Raw genomic sequence first — 16,625 nt, forward strand, 5'->3', positions numbered from 1 at the left:
TGCACCATTCAGCCGAGACGCTTGTGAACTCAGTCAACCAATGCTTTCATGGGGGCATGACACACGATCGGTACGTCCTGCGGTACGCCGCCGGGTCGGACGTCGGCAAGCGACGCCGGATCAACGAGGACGCGGTCTACGCGAGTTCCCGCCTGCTCGCCGTCGCCGACGGCATCGGCGGCCAGCCGCACGGCGAGGTCGCCAGCGCGACCGCGGTCGACGTACTGCGCGAGCTCGAGATCGACCTGCGACGGGTCGACCTGACGAACGTGGACCTGGCCGCGACGCTGGCCGGCGTGGTCAAGTCGATCGACGCGCGGCTGCAGGAAGTGGCGTCACAGGAGCCGACGACCGAAGGCATGGGCACCACGCTGACGGCCCTGCTGTTCGACGGTGTCGAGTTCGCGGCCGCCCACATCGGCGACTCCCGCGGCTACCTCCTGCGCGACGGCGGCCTGCGCCGGCTGACCCGCGACCACACCCTGGTGCAGGCACTGGTCGAGGACGGCCGCGTGGCCGCGGAGGACGCCGAGTCGCACCCGCGCCGATCGCTGCTGATGAAGGCACTGCAGACGGCGGGCTCCGGCGAACCCGACATCTGGACGTTCAAGGCGAAGCCCGGCGACCGCTACCTGCTCTGCTCGGACGGACTGAGCGGCCCGGTCACCGAAGCAACCCTGCGCGACGTCCTGGCGGCCGGCGCGGAGCCGGCCGAGGTGATCCCGGAGCTGATCCGCCTGGCCAACGACGGCGGCGGCCCGGACAACATCACCTGCGTGGTCGCCGACGTCACGGCCTGACCCACCTTCGCGGGCGTAGGAGACCATCCGGTATCGTCTCCTGCGGAGGATTGGCCGAGCGGCCTAAGGCGCACGCTTGGAAAGCGTGTTGGGTTCACGCCCTCGCAGGTTCGAATCCTGTATCCTCCGCCGCAGTAACCAGGCGAACGCCGGGCAGCCCTTCACGGGGTGCCCGGCGTTCGCCGTTTCGGCCCCGGTTCCGGGCGGAGGCGGTTTCGTCGCAGGTCGAAACAATGGGGCGATTGAGCCGATAGGGTGACCTCCAGACGAAGTTGATCTAGAAATCCGGGTGGTTCACGTGGGGAAAATCCGTCGTCTGGCAACGATCGCGACCGGTGTCGTGGCAAGCGTGGCCATAGCGGCCGGGCCGGCTTCCGCGGCGACGTCTTCAGTGGACCTCCCCGAAGGGATGACCGCCAGCTACCTCGTCGTCGATCAGGAGACCGGCCGGACGTTCGGCGACGGCGAACACCAGCAGTACCGCTCAGCCTCGCTGGTCAAGCTGTTCATCGCCCTCGACTACCTCGAATCGCACGGCCCGGACCACGAGATCCCGGCGGACGACCTGGCGCTCCTCGAGCCGATGCTGCGCTCCAGCAACGACGACGCCGCCAGCACGCTGTGGGTGCGCGACGGCTGGGACGAGATCGTCAAGCGCATGGTCACCAAGCTCGGTCTCACCGACACCGCGCCCCCCGCCGCCCGCGGCAAGTGGGGTTACACCGCGATCAGCGCCGCGGACATCGCCAAGACCTACCAGTACATCCTGCACGAGGCGAACCCGAAGTACCGCGACTTCATCATGGGCAACCTGGCGCAGTCGGCCAAGTGCGGTTCGGACGGCTTCGACCAGTCGTTCGGCCTGCCGAGCGCGGTGCCCGGACCGAAGGCGGTCAAACAGGGGTGGTCCGGTTACGGCGCCGCGCCCGCACCCGGTGAGGAGTGCTCGGAAACCGACGCCGACGTGCTGCGGGTGCTGCGCTCGCCGGAGGTCAAGGCCGCCACCGCGGTCGCGTCCAGCGGCGAGGGCCCGACCGGCGCCCAGGACATCGACCTGACCAGCCGCGCCATGCACACGAGCGGCACCGTGGGTGCGGACCACGGCAAGATCGTGGTGGTACTGACCCTGGAGCCGGCCACGCTGTCCTGGCAGGACTCCGCCGGCCGGATCACCGAGCTCACCCGGGCCGTCTACCGCCGCGGCGCGCTCTGAGGCGCCGGATCGGGCAGCGGTCTCCGAGCAGGCAAACGCCGGGCACCCCTTCGCGGGGTGCCCGGCGTTTTCTCGTGCACGACCACCGCGGGAACCTGCGTGATCGAAGAGCTTGCGCGACCCACCGTCGGTATGCCTCGGACACGGTTGTGCCGCACTTTTGGCCCACGGGAACATGAAATGCCTTCGGTGCTGCGGAATTCTCCGCCTTCACGCGGAGTTACGAACAGGGCTGACCGAAGGCAGTTACTCCGGTCGCGCTAGTCTCACCAGCACCTCGCCCGCCCCTGTCGAGAAAGGCCAGCAGTGGCACGAAAACCGCTCTGACCTGGGGTAGCGCTGGCCAGCGACGTTAGTGTGCGGTACTGGTGGCGGGACAACCCCCGCACAGACCGTGATCGGCCCGGCCCCGGACGTTCCCACGTCCGGGGCCTTGCTGATTCCGGGCCCGCGATCACTCGGCAAAGTGTGATGATCACGCTGAGTCGCTGGATCTGTTTCAATGGAATCCGTCCCCGTACGACACCGAATTTCGAGGAGTAGAGGCCCGATGGCCGGAGTCGAAGAGATCCGCGCTGGCATCGCGCTCGCCAACGAGAAGGCGTCCGCGAGCATCGCCGCCCTGCAACAGGCAGCGCAGTCTCTCGAAGAAGCCCAGCAGTCGCTCGCACAGGCGACGCAGGGGAGCAGCCAGCACGAAGTGAGCCAGGCGCACGGACTCCTGGCGGAAGCCCTGCAAGGCATCAACGGCTTGCAGAGCACCGTCCAAGCAAGCATTTCCTCCGCCGACTCCTACTCGGCGCGTCTCTAGCCGGATGACGCTCGCCGAACTCCACCAGCTGCTCACCGCTGCCGTGACCGGGCTCGCCGACGCGCGCGCCCACTCCGAACGGGCCACAAGCCTGCTCGGGGAAGCCCGGCAAGCTCTCGTGGACGCCCAGGCCAAGGCCGATCCCTGGCTTCCTTTGCAGTACGCACAGGCCGGCGAGGGGCTGGACCAGCTCCTCGACCGCCTGCACGCCGCCGAGGATCTGGTGAGCGGATACCGGTCACGCCTGTAATCCTTCTAGGGGACACCTTTTCTTGGGGACGCCGATGGCCAACAAGTCAGCCGAGCAACGCAACCGGGTCGAAACCGCACTCGACCGGGTCCGCCATCAGATCGGACTGGTGCTGGGCGCGGCGGCCGGGGCGCGCCAAGCCGCGGAAGCCGACCTCGCCAAGCTCCGGTTGGAGCAGGAGATCGTCAAGGTCGGCATGAACCACGCCAGTGCCGAGCAGCAGAACGAGTGGGCGCGCCACCCCGCCGCGCACGAAGTGTTCGGCGCGCTCGGAAGCGTGCGAAGCGCTTTCTACACCGACTGGAGCCAGGGTCCCGCCACGCTGCGGGACCTGGTCGCGCAGAACGCACCCGGCCCGGCCGGGCTGCCGCCGGGCGACTGGCTCGGCACGGTCGGGCACAACCCGGGCCTGACGTCGCCCGGGCTGTGGCGCGTCGGCTCCGCCACCGCCGCCGGTGGCGACGCGACCCGCACGTTCGACGTCGCCGTCCCGTTGCTCGACGAGTCGCACCTGGCGATCACGTCGGCACCGAAGACCCGGCCCGTCATCGACGGCATCGTGCAGAACCTGCTGGTCCGCGTGCTTTCGACGTTCGAGCCCGGTGCGGTGCGCGTGCACCTGTGGGACATCGGGCAGCTGACCGCGATCCTGCCGGACCTCTACCCGCTCAGCCACACCAGCGCGCTGTCGCTGTACGACCCGGGCCGCCTCGAAGACCTCCTCGACGAGCTGGCCGGGCACATCCGCCGCATCCACGCCAGCTGCATGTCCGCCGGCTTCACGTCGCTGCGGGAAATGCGGCAGCAGACCGGGCAGCGGGGCGAGCCGTACCGCATCGTCGTGCTCTACGGCAACGGCGAGACGCTCGAACCCGAACGCGCCCGCGACCTCAAGCGCGTCGCGAGCGGCGCGCTGGCCGCCGGCATCTGCCTGATCATGGTCGACGTGCCGACCGCGGTGAGCGCGCCGGTCGAAACGCTGAGCCTGCTCGACGACCGGCACGCGATCAGCAGCATGACCGGGAGCGACCTGGTCGCCGACCTCGATCCCGCGATGCCGTCCGCGCAGGTCATCCGCGCCATCGACAAGATCGCCAAGGCGCTGATCGCCAAGCAGGGCGGGCCGCGGTCGTTCGACGACCTCCTGCCGGCGGAGCTGGGCCAGGAGAACTCGGCGCGGGAGCTGCGGGCTCCGGTCGGGTTCTTCGAAGGCGAGCCGGTCGAGGTCGTGATCGGCGACGCGAGCCCGCACGCCCTGATCGGCGGTCCGTCCGGTTCGGGCAAGACGAACTTCCTGTACGCGCTGCTCGGCAGCCTCGCCGCGCGGTACACGCCCGGCGAGCTGGCGCTGTACCTGCTGGACTTCAAGGAAGGCGTCTCGTTCGCCGGCCTGGCACCGGGCCGCAAGGACGCGAGCTGGCTGCCGCACGCGCGGCTCGTCGGCGTCAACGTCAACACCGACCGCGAGTTCGGCCTGGCACTGCTGCGGTTCCTGGCCGACGAGCTGCGCCGCCGGTCCGCGGCCGCGAAGGAGCACGAGGTCACGAACCTGGCCGACCTCCGCGAAGCGGATCCGGGCGGGCACTGGCCGCGGATCGTCGCGGTGATCGACGAGTTCCAGTACCTGTTCGCCGGCCGCGACCAGGTGACCGCGACGGCGACGCAGCTGCTGGAGGACATCGCGCGACGCGGCCGGTCGCAGGGCATCCACCTGGTGCTGGCCAGCCAGGACGTCGCCGGCATCGAGGCGTTCTGGGGCAAGCCGGCCGTGTTCGAGCAGTGCACCCTGCGGATCGCGATGCCGAAGGCGCGGCGCGTGCTGGCCGAGACGAACAACGCGGCGGTGTCGGCGCCGAAGTGGCACACGGTGATCAACCACGACTCCGGCGTCGCGCACGGCAACCAGCTGGCCCACATCCCGGACGCGAGCAGCAAGAACGTGTTCGTCCGGCTGCAGCACCGGCTGTGGGAGGCGTACGCGGGCCACTTCCCGCGGCCGCGGCTGTTCGACGGCGCGCACCAGCCGGTCCTGGAACAGTTCCCGGCGTACCTGGACCTCAAGCCGAACTCGAAGCCGCGGGCCCTGCTCGGCCAGTCGATCGACGTGACCGAGACGGCGTGCGGCGTCGACCTGCCGCGGGCACCGGGCCGCAACGTCGCGGTGCTCGGCTCGGCGACCGCCGAGGCACTGTCCATCATGGACTCGGCGGCGCGGTCGCTGTCCCGGCAGTACGAACCCGGCGAAGTCGAGTTCGTCCTGAGCTGCCCGATCGAGGCGTGCGCGCCGGCGGCACTGGAGCTGACCGACCGGCTGCGCGAGGACCACCACGCGGCGTCGCTGGTGGAGGACCTGACCGGCGTCTTGGAGTCGATGACCGGCTCGATGTCCGGCGGCGCGAAGGTGCTGCTGCTGTACGGCGTCGACGCGGCTCTGCCCGCTTTGGAGGCCAAGGCGGCCGGCCAGCTGAAGAGCGGGCTCGACCACCTGAGGGTGGTGCTCAAGCAGGGGCCGGGCCACGGCATCCACACGATCGGCTGGTGGCGCAGCATCGCCCGGCTCAAGGACACGCTGGGCTTCGGCGGCACCGACGACATCGGCACGTGGGCGGCGCTCGACGTCCAGGGCAACGAACTGTCACCGTTCGCGGCGGGCCAGGTCGTGCACTGGTCCCCGCGGCCGGGCCGCGCGTTGTTCTTCGACCGCACCACCCACGGCGCGCCCGAAGTGATCATCCCGTTCCAGCGGCCGGAGAACGCGCAATGACCGACGACGCCACCGCGGCCATGCGGTACAAGGAGATCATCGCCCTCTCCCGGGGTTCGGCGGAGAACCTGCGGGCGTGGGAGCTGGCCCGCGCGGAAGCCCTGGAAACGGAGATCGAGGCCGCCGAGACGGCGATCGAGGTGGCGACCGAGCGCGAGGCGAGGGCGGCCGAGCGCGCCACGCGCTGGTGGAAGATGGCCCTGCACAACATCCAGGGCCTGACGTGGCTCGCCCCGGGCGACGAGCCCCGCCCGGTGACCACGGCGCGCGCGGCCTACCTGGAGCGGTACCTCGAGGAGGTCAAGCCGAGTTACCAGGAGCTGGTCCAGGCGGTCTTGTCCTTGGGCTGGCGCGCCAAGCGGGCGGCCGCGAAGCGGAGCGAGCAGCCACCGCCGGCCTAGACGTCGAACACGGTGTCGTAGGGGTCATCGTCGTCCGCGGGAACTTGCCTGCGCGGCGGCGGTGCCTGGCGCGGCGGCAAGGCCGGTGGCACCGGGGCCGCCCCTCTCCCGGCGGCGACGGCTTCCCGGATGGCGGCGGTGATGGTCCGGCTGAGCGCGACGGCGTCGAACCGCATTGCTTCGGGCGCGAGCCGCACCTCGCTGACGACCCCACCGGGCCCGGCGAGCACGGTGACGCTCCGATCCGGCGAGACGACGGTCGTGTGGTCGCTCGCGGCGATTCCGGCCAGGAGGCGCTGGTTCTCGGCCTTGCGGTCTTCGATCTGCTTGAGCTGCCAGCGCATTTCCTCGATCAGCTGCGTGGTGCCGCTCATGCGTACCTCCCCGGCTGGTGCGGCGTGTAGACGAACTCGTAGTACTTCCCGACTCGGTGGTCGATCAGCGAGTAGCCCCGGCTGTACGCGACCCGAAGCAGGTCCTCCCGGGACAACCCGATTTCCATCTTCCGGATGTACACCTGGTTCCGGCCGTCGAGCTGGGTGGCCAAGCCCGCCATTTGCTCCTCGCGCGGCTTCGTCGAGCGAAGGGCGCGGACGATCGTCAACGTCAGACCGGCGGTGACCACGACGAACATCACGACGAGGAAGGCCACCCGGATGGCCGGAGAGCCGTCGGACCCGGCCGCCACCGTGCTGATCACGACGTTTCCCCGCTGCGAAGGCTCCACGCCACCCTCGCCGTCGCTTCGGCGATCGCCGGCCATGCGTCTTCCGACTCCGCCACCACCGAGAGGATCACCACGGACCGGCCGTCCGGCAGGGGGATCTGGTACTCGGCCTTGAGCTGAGAGCGCACCTCCCGTTCGGGCAGGTGGAACTCGCCGCCGCTGATCGCGACGACGGCCGGGCCGATCGGGAGGCGCACGGGCTGCACCACCGCGTGCTTGTGCCGGCCGCGGTATTCCTCGGCCATCGCCGCCACCAGGGCATCGCGGCTGCCGGGCGCCTCCGCGGGCCATCGGGCGACGCCGAGGGTCAGAGTCGCGACATCACCCTTGCGCCGGCCGACCGCGAACTTGCCGAACACCCGGATGCCGTTGGCCTGCATGGACGGCACCAGCGCCATCAGGTAGCTGCCGAACTCCTCGACGCTGGCCTTGGACGCCAGGTTTTCGGCGACCATCCAGGCGTGGCTGCGGTTGAGCTTGTCGTCGGTGCCCACCGGCAGACCGGCGAACCCGGGCGGAAGATCGATCTGCAGAGGCATCAGTTCCACACCTCGTCTTCCGCCCGCGCACGCCGGCGCTCCGGCGCGTTGTCGGCCTGCATCCCGGCATCGGCCGCATTCCAAAACGCCACCCCGGCCCAGGAGACGCCGGCGGCGGTCAGTTGTTCGGCGTTCTTCGGCACCCAGTAGTTCTTGAAGTCGTCCAGTGGGCTTTCGAACTTGTCGCCACCGAGAACTTCACCGAGTTCCTGCTCACGGAGGAGGCCGTAGGTCGCGCCCTTGACCACCCAGTCCGGGACACCCGGCGCAGCACCGATCAACGTGGTCACAACACCCGCCGCATCGAAGACCAGAGTCTCGGGCGCCACGTCGGCTCCCGCCAGAGCAGCCGCCCCGTGCCCGGCCAACGCGGCGAGCCCGAGCTCGCCGGCCACCGCACCGACGACCGTCCCGGCTGGTTCCGGCAGGAAGTCGCCCAGAACGCCGAGGGCATTCCCGAGGTCACCGACCACATCGGAGACCTTGGAAACCACCTCCGCGTGGTCCTGGACGAAGTTCCACGCCTCGTCCACCCTGTCGGCGAGGGTGTTCGACAAGTCGGCAAGTGCCCCGCCGACGGCGTCGCCGAGCTGGTCGAGCAGGTCCGGCTCGTCCGGGGCGAGCTCCTTCGCCTTCCGCAGCTGCTCGGCGACCCGGGCGGCCGCGTCCGTGTGTTCCCGCTGGAGCTGCTTCGCCGCGGCTTGGACGTTCTGGCAGCCGTCGATGGCGGTCTGGAGCTGCTGACCGGCGTTGTCCAGGAGGCGCTGGGCGAGCCGCAGGGACTGCTGGTCCGGGAACGTCCGGTTGGCCAGCGCGAGGTCCGGGTTCGCCCGCGCCTGCTCGGCCGCCCGGGCCGCCGCGTCCGCGCGGGCTTCCAGTTCGGCGGCGCGTTTCTGCAGGTCACCGAGGGTGTGCGCCCAGGCTTCGAGTGCGTCGGCGGCGCGGCTCATCGACTTGGCGGCGCCGTCGAGGTAGCCCGGCAGCGGGCCGACGCGCCGGGCGAACGCTTCGCTCGCCTCGCCCTGCCAGACGCCCTGTTTCCGGACGATCCGGCGGAGCGAATCGTCGGCTTCGGTCAGGTCGTCGCCGACCGCGCGGTACTTGCCGGCCAGGTCGGTGACGCCGTCGAGGTCGCCGGGCGCCGGGTCGAAGCCCAGGGCCGGGAAGTCGCGGGCGCTCACCGGCCGAGGCCGTTCAGGAGGTCGGTGATGCCGCCGGTCGCGCCGCCACCGACGGGCCGGTCGCCGGGTTCGGTCCCCGGCGCCTCGCCACCGGCCGGCCCGCCGATCCCCGGCGCGCCGCTCGTGTACCCACCACCAACGGGACCTTCACCCAGGTCAGCGCCCGAATCAGGCCGCCCGGCCGGCCCGCCGATCCCCCGCACCCCGCCCGTGTACCCACCACCGACCGGCCCCTCGGCCGGCTGTCCGGCCGCGGGGTAGTGCCCCCGCTCGCCGCCGGTGGGCCCGCCGTCCGTGGGGCCGCCCAGCACCGCCGAGCCGAACTTCGCCAGCTCACCGCCGAACTCGGCCTCGATCTGCTCGTACTTCTGCTTCGCCGCCTTCAGCCGCTCCGTCACCTCTGAAGCCGCCTCGCCCAGCCGGCTGATGCCGAAGCCCCAAGCTTCCTCGAACTCGACGCCGGCCTTGCCCAGCTCCGCCGTCCCCAGCGAGCCGAACGCGCCGCCGCCGCCGAGCTTCTTGTTCGCGCCGGCCATCCGGTCCGCCGCCGTGCCGAGGTCGTCGATGAGCTTGCCCAGCTCGTCGACCTTCACCGCGTACCCGTCCACGCCACCCTCCCCTTGTGGTCCCGTCCAACATAAGACGGCCGTCGACGCTCCGCGGTTTCCTCGTCACTCAAAAGTGTCAAACACGAACAAGGCCACCGCCGGGCAATGCCCGGAAGTGGCCTTGCCGCTGCGAAAACTACTTCCCGAAAACCTGCTCCAGCCAGTCGAGCAGGTCGTAGAGCCCGTCCTCGAACGGGTTGCCCGCACCCGGCCGGAACCGGATCACCTGCGGGTCGTGGTCACTGGCCTGGTCGGCGAATTCCGCGTTGAGGTGGACGACGTCGTAGTCCACCCCGCGCGGCGCCCGCGACGCCAGGATGTGGTCCAGCACCTGCGACTGCCCCTCGAACACGTAGCTGTACCGCTCGGCCTCCGGCACCGACGCGATCAGGTCCTTCAGCACGCCACCCGCGGTGAGCGTCTGGACCGACGGCGAGAACGGGTAGTCGTTCAGGTCACCCGCCACGACGATGTTCGCGCTGCGATCGGCCGCCAGCAGCGCATCGACGAACCCGCGCAGCACCGTCGCCTGCTTCGCCCGCTGCACCTCCGAACTGCGCACGGGCGGCTGGAACCGGCCGTGCGTCGGCTGGTCGCCGCCCTTGGAGTTGAAGTGGTTGGCGATGACGAACACCGTGCGGCCCTTGAAGACGAACTCGCCCGCCAGCGGCTTCCGGCTGGCCGTCCACGCCTCGTTCGCGGGGTCGACGCGGCCCGGCGACGCCGTCAGGTGCGCCTTGCCGTGCTCGCGCACCACACCGACGGCCGCCGTCGGCGTCCCACCTTCTCGGTCCACAAAGGACACACGGGCCGGGTTGAACAGGAAAGCCACCCGGATGTTGCCACCCGGCTGGCCGCCGTCGGCGTCGTCGACCGGGTCGATTTCGCGCCATTCGTACCGCGGACCACCCTTCGCGACGATGGCGTCGGTGAACCGCTGCAGCGTCTGGTCGGCGGCGACGACGCTGTCGTTCACCGGGCCGTTGTTGTCCTGGATCTCTTCCAGGGTCACGATGTCCGGCGTCGCGAGGTGGGTCACGATCGCGTCGGCGAGCCGGTCGAACTTCGCCTGGGTGTCCGCAGTGGACAGGTTCTCGACGTTGTACGTCGCGACGGCGAGCTCACCGGTCCGCTGCTTGCGCGTGGTTTCCTGCTGCAGCCCGTTGTCCTTTTCGGTGCCGAGCACGCTGGCGAACAGCGTGTAGCCACCGAAGTCGTCGTACTCGACCGGGCCGGACGTGGCGCCGGTCAGCACGTCACCGACGTTGAGCTTCGGGAACGTCCGCTCGGCGAACGGGATCAGCGACGAAACCTTCAGCACGCCGCTGTTGAGCTGGTCGTACCCCAGGTAGACGCTGCCGCCGCGCACCGACTTGTGCTGGTCGGGCTTGGTGGTCACGTACAGCTCGTTGAACGAGTTCGTCGGGCCGACGACCCGCGCGTCGGTGACCGAAACGATCTCGCTCTCGTGCGACTCCCAGAAGTCCAGCGCGTACTTCGACGGCTCCAGGGTGAGCGGCTCGATGTTCCCGCCGGGAGACGGCGCGTACGTCACCGGAACGGTGTCCGGGTTCAGCACCGTCGGCGCCGGGAGGGCGTTCCCGTGCGAGCCGACCGTCCACTCCGCACCGGTCAGCTCGGTCAGCGCCTGGAACGGCGACGACGCGGGCGCATCCGGGTAGAACTCGCGGACGGTGCCGCTCGCGGTCACCGCGTCGCCCACCGCGACGGCCGGGCTGGCCGAGCCGGTGAAGACGAACAGGCCCTCGCTGGTGCGCGGGTCGCCGTCCGGGTTCGGGTCGGTCAGCCAGAAGCCGCGCTGCGAACCGAAGGTCCGGGTCGCGGTGACGACGCCGGTGACACCGGAGACCTTCTTGTCCTTGAAGGGCGAAATCCGCGTGGTGCCCTGGATGTCGTGAATCTTCGCCGGGGTCGGCGCCGGACCGGGGTCCCCGCCGGTCGACTCGCCCGCGGTGTTGGTCGGGGTCGGCTCGCCGGCGGTGAAGTCGGCGGCGTTGTCGTCGGTGTCGGCGAGCGCCGTGCCGCGCGCGACGGACGCCGTGTTCGACGGCGCCGCCGTCGGGTTGCCTTCGCGCACGGTCGCCGTGCCGAACCCGACGAGGTCCTTGATCCGCGCGTCGGCCGCGCAGTCGGCCGCGGTCTTGCAGGTCAGCGCGGTCGTACCGGAGACGAGGGCGATCGTGCCCGCGGTGGCGGACATCGCGATCGCGCCGGTCGCGTCCGGCGTGGGCAGCGCGACGGTGCCGCCGGCGCCCTTGCCCTCGGCCACGAGGTAACGGCCACCCGGCGCGACGCTGCCGGTCAGCGGCGTCACCTGCCAGGTGCTCGACGGGCTCGCCGAACCGGGCAGGTACTGGACGCTGAAGCCGGCGAGGCTCGCGGCGGCCGGGCCGCGGTTGGCGAGCTCGACGAAGTCGCTGGTGAGCGTCGCGCCGGAGTTGCCACCACCGCCGTAGACCTCGGCGATGACCGCGTCGGCGCTGGGGGCGGCGAGCGCGGCCGGTGCGGCCACGCCGCCGAGCACCAGGCTCGACGCGACGGCCACCGTGAAGGCAGCCTTGGATCTGTGGGTCTTGGTCACCCTGAGTCCCCTTTGTGCTTGAACAGTCGTGGCATAGTCCCCCGAACAAGTGAGGAGGAGGAAGACAACGATGCAACAATTCGTAACAACTACTTTCGTCGTCACTCACTCGGCAGAGCAGGTTTCGTGATCACGCTGGTACTGGGCGGAGACGTCCACCTCCAGGGCCGTGCCACGGCGGCCTTCGCGCAGCTGGAACCGCTGCTCAAGGGCGCCGACCTCCGGTTCGCCAACCTCGAAGGACCGCTCGACGCGGCGATGGCCGAAGCGCTGACGTCGGCCGGCATCGACGTCGTCTCGTGCGCCAACGACGTCCCCCTCCCCTCGGCGGGCCTCGCGGTCCTCGACCACGCCGGGATCGCGCACTGCGGCGCCGGCGCGAACCTCGACGCCGCACACGCGCCGGCGGTGGTCGAACGCTCCGGCGAGAAGGTCGCCTTCCTCGCGTACACGTCACTTCGCCGCCCTTACGCGGCACAACCGGACTTCCCGGCCATCGCGCAAGCGTTTGCGACGACGGCGTACCAGCCCGATCCGCTCGTCGCGGAGATCCCGGGCCGCCCGCCGCTCGTCCGCACCACACCGGTGCCCGAACACCTGGACCGGCTGATCGCCGACATCAAGCGGGCCAAGAGCGACCACGACCACGTCGTCGTCTCGATGCACTGGGGCCTGCCGGGCGCGGAGCTCGCCGAGTACCAGGTGACCTACGGCCGCGCGGCGATCGACGCCGGCGCCGACCTGGTCGCCGGGCACGGGTCGCACACCATCCAGGCCGTCGAGGTGTACCGCGGCCGTCCGATCCTCTACGGCCTCGGCAACCTCGCCGCCGACCGGCCCGACGGCCTGCTCGCCGGGTGCCTGTTCGGCGACCGGCCGCGGCTGGAGCTCATCCCGGTGCGCCGGAGTGCCGCCAACGAGTGCGAGCCGCTCGCCGGGGACGAAGCGGACAAGGTGCTGCGGTACGTCGCGGAGGCCTCGGCGGTGCGGTCGACGACGGTGTCCGTCCAGAGCGGAATCGCGTCGGTACTTGTTGGTGCGTAACGGATCACGCGCAGTCTGTGACAACTCTGCACCGACGTGTCACCCATCCGGCGCATCTGCCTTAAATGAAGGTCAAGGGCCGGAACAACCGGCGTGAAGCGGCGGTACGGTCTGCGTGAGCCGCCGGAAAAGTGGCATAGACCACTCCCCGACAGCTCGCGGTCGGCACGACACGGGGGGAGGGAGAATGATCATGTGGGGGCTGATTGTTTTCAGTTGCGTGTTCGTGCTGGTGCTGGGGATAGCCGCGGTCGTGGACCTTCGGGACCACGACCGCGGCGAGCACCGGGCCTAGCGCGCCGCCTGCCTCTCCTTGTACCGGCCGAGGAGCGTGCGCGCACCGGCCAGCGCGACCCGTCCGGCGCCCTTCGCGCTCGCGGCGAGCACCGTCGTCCAGTCGAAGTAGTCGCGCCAGAGCACGATCCGGCCCGCCTCGACCTCGAACGTGCCGCACACCCAGAACTCCGCCTCCCACGCGCCGCGGCGCAGCACGTCGGTGCGTTCGGTGAGCACGACGTTGCCGTCCGCGGCGATGTGGTGCGTCCGCGCTTCGAACCCGGACCCGTACCGGGCCATGGTGCGCAGCTGTTTTTCGAACGCGGCGACGCCGCGGGCGGGCGGTAACGGCACGTTCTGGTACACGATGTCGCTCGCCGCGAACGTCAGCGCGCGGTCGATGTCGAGGTCTTCGAGGGCCTTGAGGAAACCGGTCACCACTACCTTGGGTTCATCGGTCATGCCCCCAGGTTAAGGCTTAGAACGGCCGGTCGCCCGCGATGGCGACGCGCTCGGCGACCCGGGCGTGCGGGTGGTAGTCGTTGACCGCGTAGTGCTGCGTCGCGCGGTTGTCCCAGAACGCGACCGAGTTCGGCCGCCAGCTGAACCGGACCTGGAATTCGGGCGTGTGTGCCTGCAGGAACAGGTACCGCAGCAGCCGGTCGCTCTCGGCCCGCTCCAGCCCGGTGATGTGCGTGGTGAACGCCTGGTTGACGAACAGGGTGCGCCGTCCGGTCTCCGGGTGCGTCCGGACCACCGGGTGCGCCACCGGCGGGAAGCGGTCCTGCCACCGCGCCAGCAGCGCGGGATCGGAGAACCGGTCGAAGCCGGGGAGGTAGTCGTGCACCGCGGTGAGCCCGTCGATGCGGGCGCGGACGTCTTCGGGCAGGTTGTCGTAGGCCGCGGCCATGTCGGCCCACATCGTGTCGCCGCCGACGGGCGGCACCTCGATCAGCCGCAGCACCGAGCCGAGCGCCGGCTCGGGCCGCCAGGTGACATCGGTGTGCCAGATGTTCTCGTAGCCGGGCATGGCCGCGGTGCGCTCGAAGCGCGTGACGGCGTCGTCCTCGCCCTTCGGGATGAACGGGTTGGTCTCCAGCTCGCCCCAGTTCGCGGCGAACGCGCGCTGCTGCGCCGAGGTGATGTCCTGGTCGCGGAAGAAGAGCACCTTCCACTCGAGCAGGGCGTGGTTGAGCTCTTCGCGCAGCTCGGGGCCCACCGGCGCGCCGAGGTCGACGCCGTCGACCTCGGCGCCGATCAGCCGGCCCAGCGGGCGGAGGGTGAACTGCTCGTACTGCTTCCGCTGCGGTTCACGGAGGATCCGGGGGCCTTCGACGATGCCATCCGCGGGCGCGACGGCCTCGCGCAGCTGAATCCGGGCAGGCAAATCTACGGACATGGTTGTGCTCCAGGGGTTTTCGGGGAGTTCGGACGCGGGTTGGCGTCAGGCGGGCGGCGAACCCAGACGGCCGCGGCGCAGCAGGAGCGCCACGACGCCCTCCCCGATCGACCGCGCGAAGGCCCGGATCGGCATGCTTTCCGAGGTGGCGGACATGGTTTCATGGTCGCCTTCTTCCCGGCTCGCGGTCAAGACGTCCACCTGGTGGAACACCGGCAACGCCGCTGGTCACCGCGATGCGGGCGGCTCGGCGGCATGAGGCAAGATCTTCCCCGACCGGGTGAGCGCCCTTGATGACGGAGGTCCCCATGCCGGAAGGCAGAGGCTCGCGGATCCACCCGGATCGGCTGCGCGCCGGAGCCGACCTGCTCGACCAGGCCGCGGCCGCCGACGACAAGGCCGCGGGCCGGTTCGCCGAAGCCCGCGTCGATTCGACGCCGTTCGGCATCTCGCCGCAGGCACGCGAACTGGCGGCGCGCTGGGCCGCGGCGCTGGCGGCGCGTGAGGCCGACGCACGCGTCCTGGGCGACGCGACGTCGGACCTGGCGGGCCGGCTGCGCATGGCGGCGGTGAGCACCCGGAGCACCGGTTTCCGGGGGCGGTTGGCGGCGGCACCGTGACCTCGGCCGGCGAGGTCTTCGAACACCCGGACCTGACGACGGCGGCCGCCCGGCTGACGGCGTTGCGCGCGGCGGCCGGGCGGCTCGGCGTCCCCGACCCGGTCGCGGTGCTGCGGCACCTCGACTGCTCACCGGCGTCGATCCGCACGTCCGCCTCGGCGGTCGACACCGGCGCGCTGGCGGTGACCGCGGCGCAGGCCGAGTTCCGCGCCGGCGTCGAGCGCGCCGAAACCGGCGGCAGCACCGAGACTTTCGGTACCTGGGCGGACACAGTGGACGGTCAGTACGCCGCCGCGGCGCGCACGGCCGCCTCGACGGCGGCGGTCGGCATCCGCATCGCCGACCGGCTGGACGAGCTGGCGGTGGCCGCGTCCGCGGAGGTGTGCGAGCTCGCTTCCGCCGCGTCGGCCTCGGTGTCGGCGGTGCTGACCGGCGACCGCTCGGCCGAGGTGGTGAGCGAGGTCGGCGCCACGTGCACGGCGGTGGTGCGGGCCGTGCAGGAGAAGCTCGCGGCACTGACCGCGCTGGCGGCCGAGCTGGAGCCGTTGACGGCCCCGGCCGTCGAGCTCAGTTGAAGTGCTCGCGGGCCCACTCCGCGAAGGGCCGCGCGGGGTGCCCGGCAACGCGGGCGACGTCCAGCGAGACGGGTTCCGGGTCCTCGACGAGTGACGCCCAGTAGTCCATCGCACCGGCCGCGAATTCCGCGCCCAGCTGGGCACCGAGCTGCGCTTTCGCTTCTTCCGGCGGCTGTTCTTCCCACGTGACAGGCGTTCCGAGCGCGTCACCGATGAGCCGCACCTGGTCGGCCTGCGCCACGGATTCCGGGCCGGTGACGAGGTAGGTCTGCTTCGCGTGGTCTTCGGTGAGCGCCTTGACGGCCACGTCGGCGACGTCGCGTTCGTGGACGACGGACCGTTTCGCCTGCCCGTAGGGCGCCCGGACCACACCGGTGCCGAGTTGCGGCGCCCAGGCGAGCGCGTTGGTGGCCAGCCCGGTGACGCGGAGGAAGGCCCAGTCGCCGGTGACCTTTTCGACGGCAGCCTCGACGTCGCCCCACACCCCACCGTCCTCGGCGGACATCGCGGAGAGGTAGACGATTTTCTTGCCCTTGAAGGGTTCTACGGCCTTCTCGATGCCGTCGGAGGTGAAGAACGGCCAGAGCAGGTAGACGGCATCGACCCCTTCGGCGGCCTCGGCGGGATCGGTGATGTCACCCTCGACGACGTCGACACCTGCCGGGGCTTTCGCGGGATCCCGGACGAGAACTCTGGTGTGGACACCCGCGGCCTTCAGCCCGGCGACGACGTGCCGTCCGGTGTGGCCGGTGGCCCCGGTGACGAGAACGTTCATTGAGACTCCTCGGTGATCGGCTTCTGCCGACCACGGTCAC

At 70.7% G+C, this 16,625-nt stretch carries 18 protein-coding genes and 1 tRNA gene; 10 read left to right on the forward strand and 9 right to left on the reverse strand.

Features of this window, described 5'->3' with window-relative positions:
* Positions 1 to 56 precede the first annotated feature (56 nt).
* From ACLJQE_RS02780 to ACLJQE_RS02810, 7 genes are all read left to right on the forward strand, one after another.
* Positions 57 to 800, forward strand: a complete 744-nt coding sequence (locus tag ACLJQE_RS02780) for a PP2C family protein-serine/threonine phosphatase (RefSeq protein WP_410637320.1) — start codon at positions 57 to 59, stop codon at positions 798 to 800.
* 44 nt (positions 801 to 844) lie between these two features.
* Positions 845 to 929, forward strand: a tRNA-Ser gene (locus ACLJQE_RS02785).
* Between the two features lie 220 nt (positions 930 to 1,149).
* Entirely contained in the window at positions 1,150 to 2,013 is an 864-nt protein-coding gene (locus ACLJQE_RS02790; RefSeq protein ID WP_410637321.1) for a hypothetical protein, read from the forward strand.
* 550 nt (positions 2,014 to 2,563) lie between these two features.
* On the forward strand, positions 2,564 to 2,824 hold the full coding sequence (locus ACLJQE_RS02795; protein ID WP_003056176.1) for a hypothetical protein: 261 nt from the start codon (positions 2,564 to 2,566) through the stop codon (positions 2,822 to 2,824).
* 4 nt (positions 2,825 to 2,828) lie between these two features.
* Positions 2,829 to 3,074, forward strand: a complete 246-nt coding sequence (locus tag ACLJQE_RS02800) for a hypothetical protein (protein ID WP_410637322.1) — start codon at positions 2,829 to 2,831, stop codon at positions 3,072 to 3,074.
* 34 nt (positions 3,075 to 3,108) lie between these two features.
* Entirely contained in the window at positions 3,109 to 5,838 is a 2,730-nt protein-coding gene (locus ACLJQE_RS02805; RefSeq protein WP_410637323.1) for an FtsK/SpoIIIE domain-containing protein, read from the forward strand.
* Positions 5,835 to 6,239: a hypothetical protein gene (locus ACLJQE_RS02810; protein ID WP_410637324.1), complete on the forward strand. Its 405-nt coding sequence runs from the start codon at positions 5,835 to 5,837 to the stop codon at positions 6,237 to 6,239. Before ACLJQE_RS02805 ends, ACLJQE_RS02810 begins: the two co-directional genes overlap by 4 nt.
* Here ACLJQE_RS02810 and ACLJQE_RS02815 read toward each other — a convergent pair.
* The 6 genes from ACLJQE_RS02815 to ACLJQE_RS02840 all read right to left on the reverse strand — a co-directional run bounded on the left by ACLJQE_RS02815 (position 6,236) and on the right by ACLJQE_RS02840 (position 11,896).
* On the reverse strand, positions 6,236 to 6,613 hold the full coding sequence (locus ACLJQE_RS02815) for a YbaB/EbfC family DNA-binding protein (protein WP_410637325.1): 378 nt from the start codon (positions 6,611 to 6,613) through the stop codon (positions 6,236 to 6,238). The two genes, ACLJQE_RS02810 and ACLJQE_RS02815, sit on opposite strands and share 4 nt — an antisense overlap.
* Entirely contained in the window at positions 6,610 to 6,939 is a 330-nt protein-coding gene (locus tag ACLJQE_RS02820; protein ID WP_410637326.1) for a hypothetical protein, read from the reverse strand. The genes ACLJQE_RS02815 and ACLJQE_RS02820 overlap by 4 nt, the downstream gene beginning before the upstream one ends.
* Positions 6,936 to 7,505 carry a hypothetical protein gene (locus ACLJQE_RS02825; RefSeq protein WP_410637327.1) on the reverse strand — a complete coding sequence of 190 codons (570 nt, stop codon included), beginning with the start codon at positions 7,503 to 7,505 and terminating at the stop codon, positions 6,936 to 6,938. Before ACLJQE_RS02825 ends, ACLJQE_RS02820 begins: the two co-directional genes overlap by 4 nt.
* Positions 7,505 to 8,686 carry a putative T7SS-secreted protein gene (locus ACLJQE_RS02830; protein ID WP_410637328.1) on the reverse strand — a complete coding sequence of 394 codons (1,182 nt, stop codon included), beginning with the start codon at positions 8,684 to 8,686 and terminating at the stop codon, positions 7,505 to 7,507. Before ACLJQE_RS02830 ends, ACLJQE_RS02825 begins: the two co-directional genes overlap by 1 nt.
* A complete protein-coding gene (locus ACLJQE_RS02835) occupies positions 8,683 to 9,294 on the reverse strand; it encodes a hypothetical protein (protein ID WP_410637329.1) in 612 nt (203 codons plus the stop codon). Before ACLJQE_RS02835 ends, ACLJQE_RS02830 begins: the two co-directional genes overlap by 4 nt.
* 136 nt (positions 9,295 to 9,430) lie before the next feature.
* Positions 9,431 to 11,896 (reverse strand): endonuclease/exonuclease/phosphatase family protein, encoded by a 2,466-nt coding sequence (locus ACLJQE_RS02840; RefSeq protein WP_410637330.1) that lies wholly within the window; start codon positions 11,894 to 11,896, stop codon positions 9,431 to 9,433.
* Positions 11,897 to 12,022: 126 nt separating this feature from the next.
* Here ACLJQE_RS02840 and ACLJQE_RS02845 point away from each other — a divergent pair, with 126 nt between their 5' ends.
* Entirely contained in the window at positions 12,023 to 12,940 is a 918-nt protein-coding gene (locus ACLJQE_RS02845) for a CapA family protein (protein ID WP_410637331.1), read from the forward strand.
* 291 nt (positions 12,941 to 13,231) lie between these two features.
* Here the strand turns inward: ACLJQE_RS02845 and ACLJQE_RS02850 are convergent, their stop codons facing one another.
* Entirely contained in the window at positions 13,232 to 13,678 is a 447-nt protein-coding gene (locus tag ACLJQE_RS02850; RefSeq protein ID WP_410637332.1) for a limonene-1,2-epoxide hydrolase family protein, read from the reverse strand.
* 16 nt (positions 13,679 to 13,694) lie between these two features.
* Positions 13,695 to 14,615, reverse strand: a complete 921-nt coding sequence (locus ACLJQE_RS02855) for a TauD/TfdA dioxygenase family protein (RefSeq protein ID WP_410637333.1) — start codon at positions 14,613 to 14,615, stop codon at positions 13,695 to 13,697.
* Positions 14,616 to 14,923: 308 nt separating this feature from the next.
* Here ACLJQE_RS02855 and ACLJQE_RS02860 point away from each other — a divergent pair, with 308 nt between their 5' ends.
* Together ACLJQE_RS02860 and ACLJQE_RS02865 are read left to right on the forward strand one after the other, a co-directional pair.
* Positions 14,924 to 15,235 (forward strand): hypothetical protein, encoded by a 312-nt coding sequence (locus tag ACLJQE_RS02860; RefSeq protein ID WP_410637334.1) that lies wholly within the window; start codon positions 14,924 to 14,926, stop codon positions 15,233 to 15,235.
* Positions 15,232 to 15,810 carry a hypothetical protein gene (locus ACLJQE_RS02865; protein ID WP_410637335.1) on the forward strand — a complete coding sequence of 193 codons (579 nt, stop codon included), beginning with the start codon at positions 15,232 to 15,234 and terminating at the stop codon, positions 15,808 to 15,810. The genes ACLJQE_RS02860 and ACLJQE_RS02865 overlap by 4 nt, the downstream gene beginning before the upstream one ends.
* On the opposite strand, the gene ACLJQE_RS02870 is transcribed toward ACLJQE_RS02865, so the two are convergent.
* The gene (locus ACLJQE_RS02870; RefSeq protein ID WP_410637336.1) at positions 15,803 to 16,585 is read right to left on the reverse strand and encodes an SDR family oxidoreductase; all 783 of its coding nucleotides are present in this window, start codon (positions 16,583 to 16,585) and stop codon (positions 15,803 to 15,805) included. The genes ACLJQE_RS02865 and ACLJQE_RS02870 overlap by 8 nt on opposite strands.
* Positions 16,586 to 16,625 lie beyond the last annotated feature (40 nt).

Origin of the sequence: Amycolatopsis sp. lyj-346 (assembly GCF_046548975.1) — a bacterium.
Classification (GTDB): domain Bacteria; phylum Actinomycetota; class Actinomycetes; order Mycobacteriales; family Pseudonocardiaceae; genus Amycolatopsis.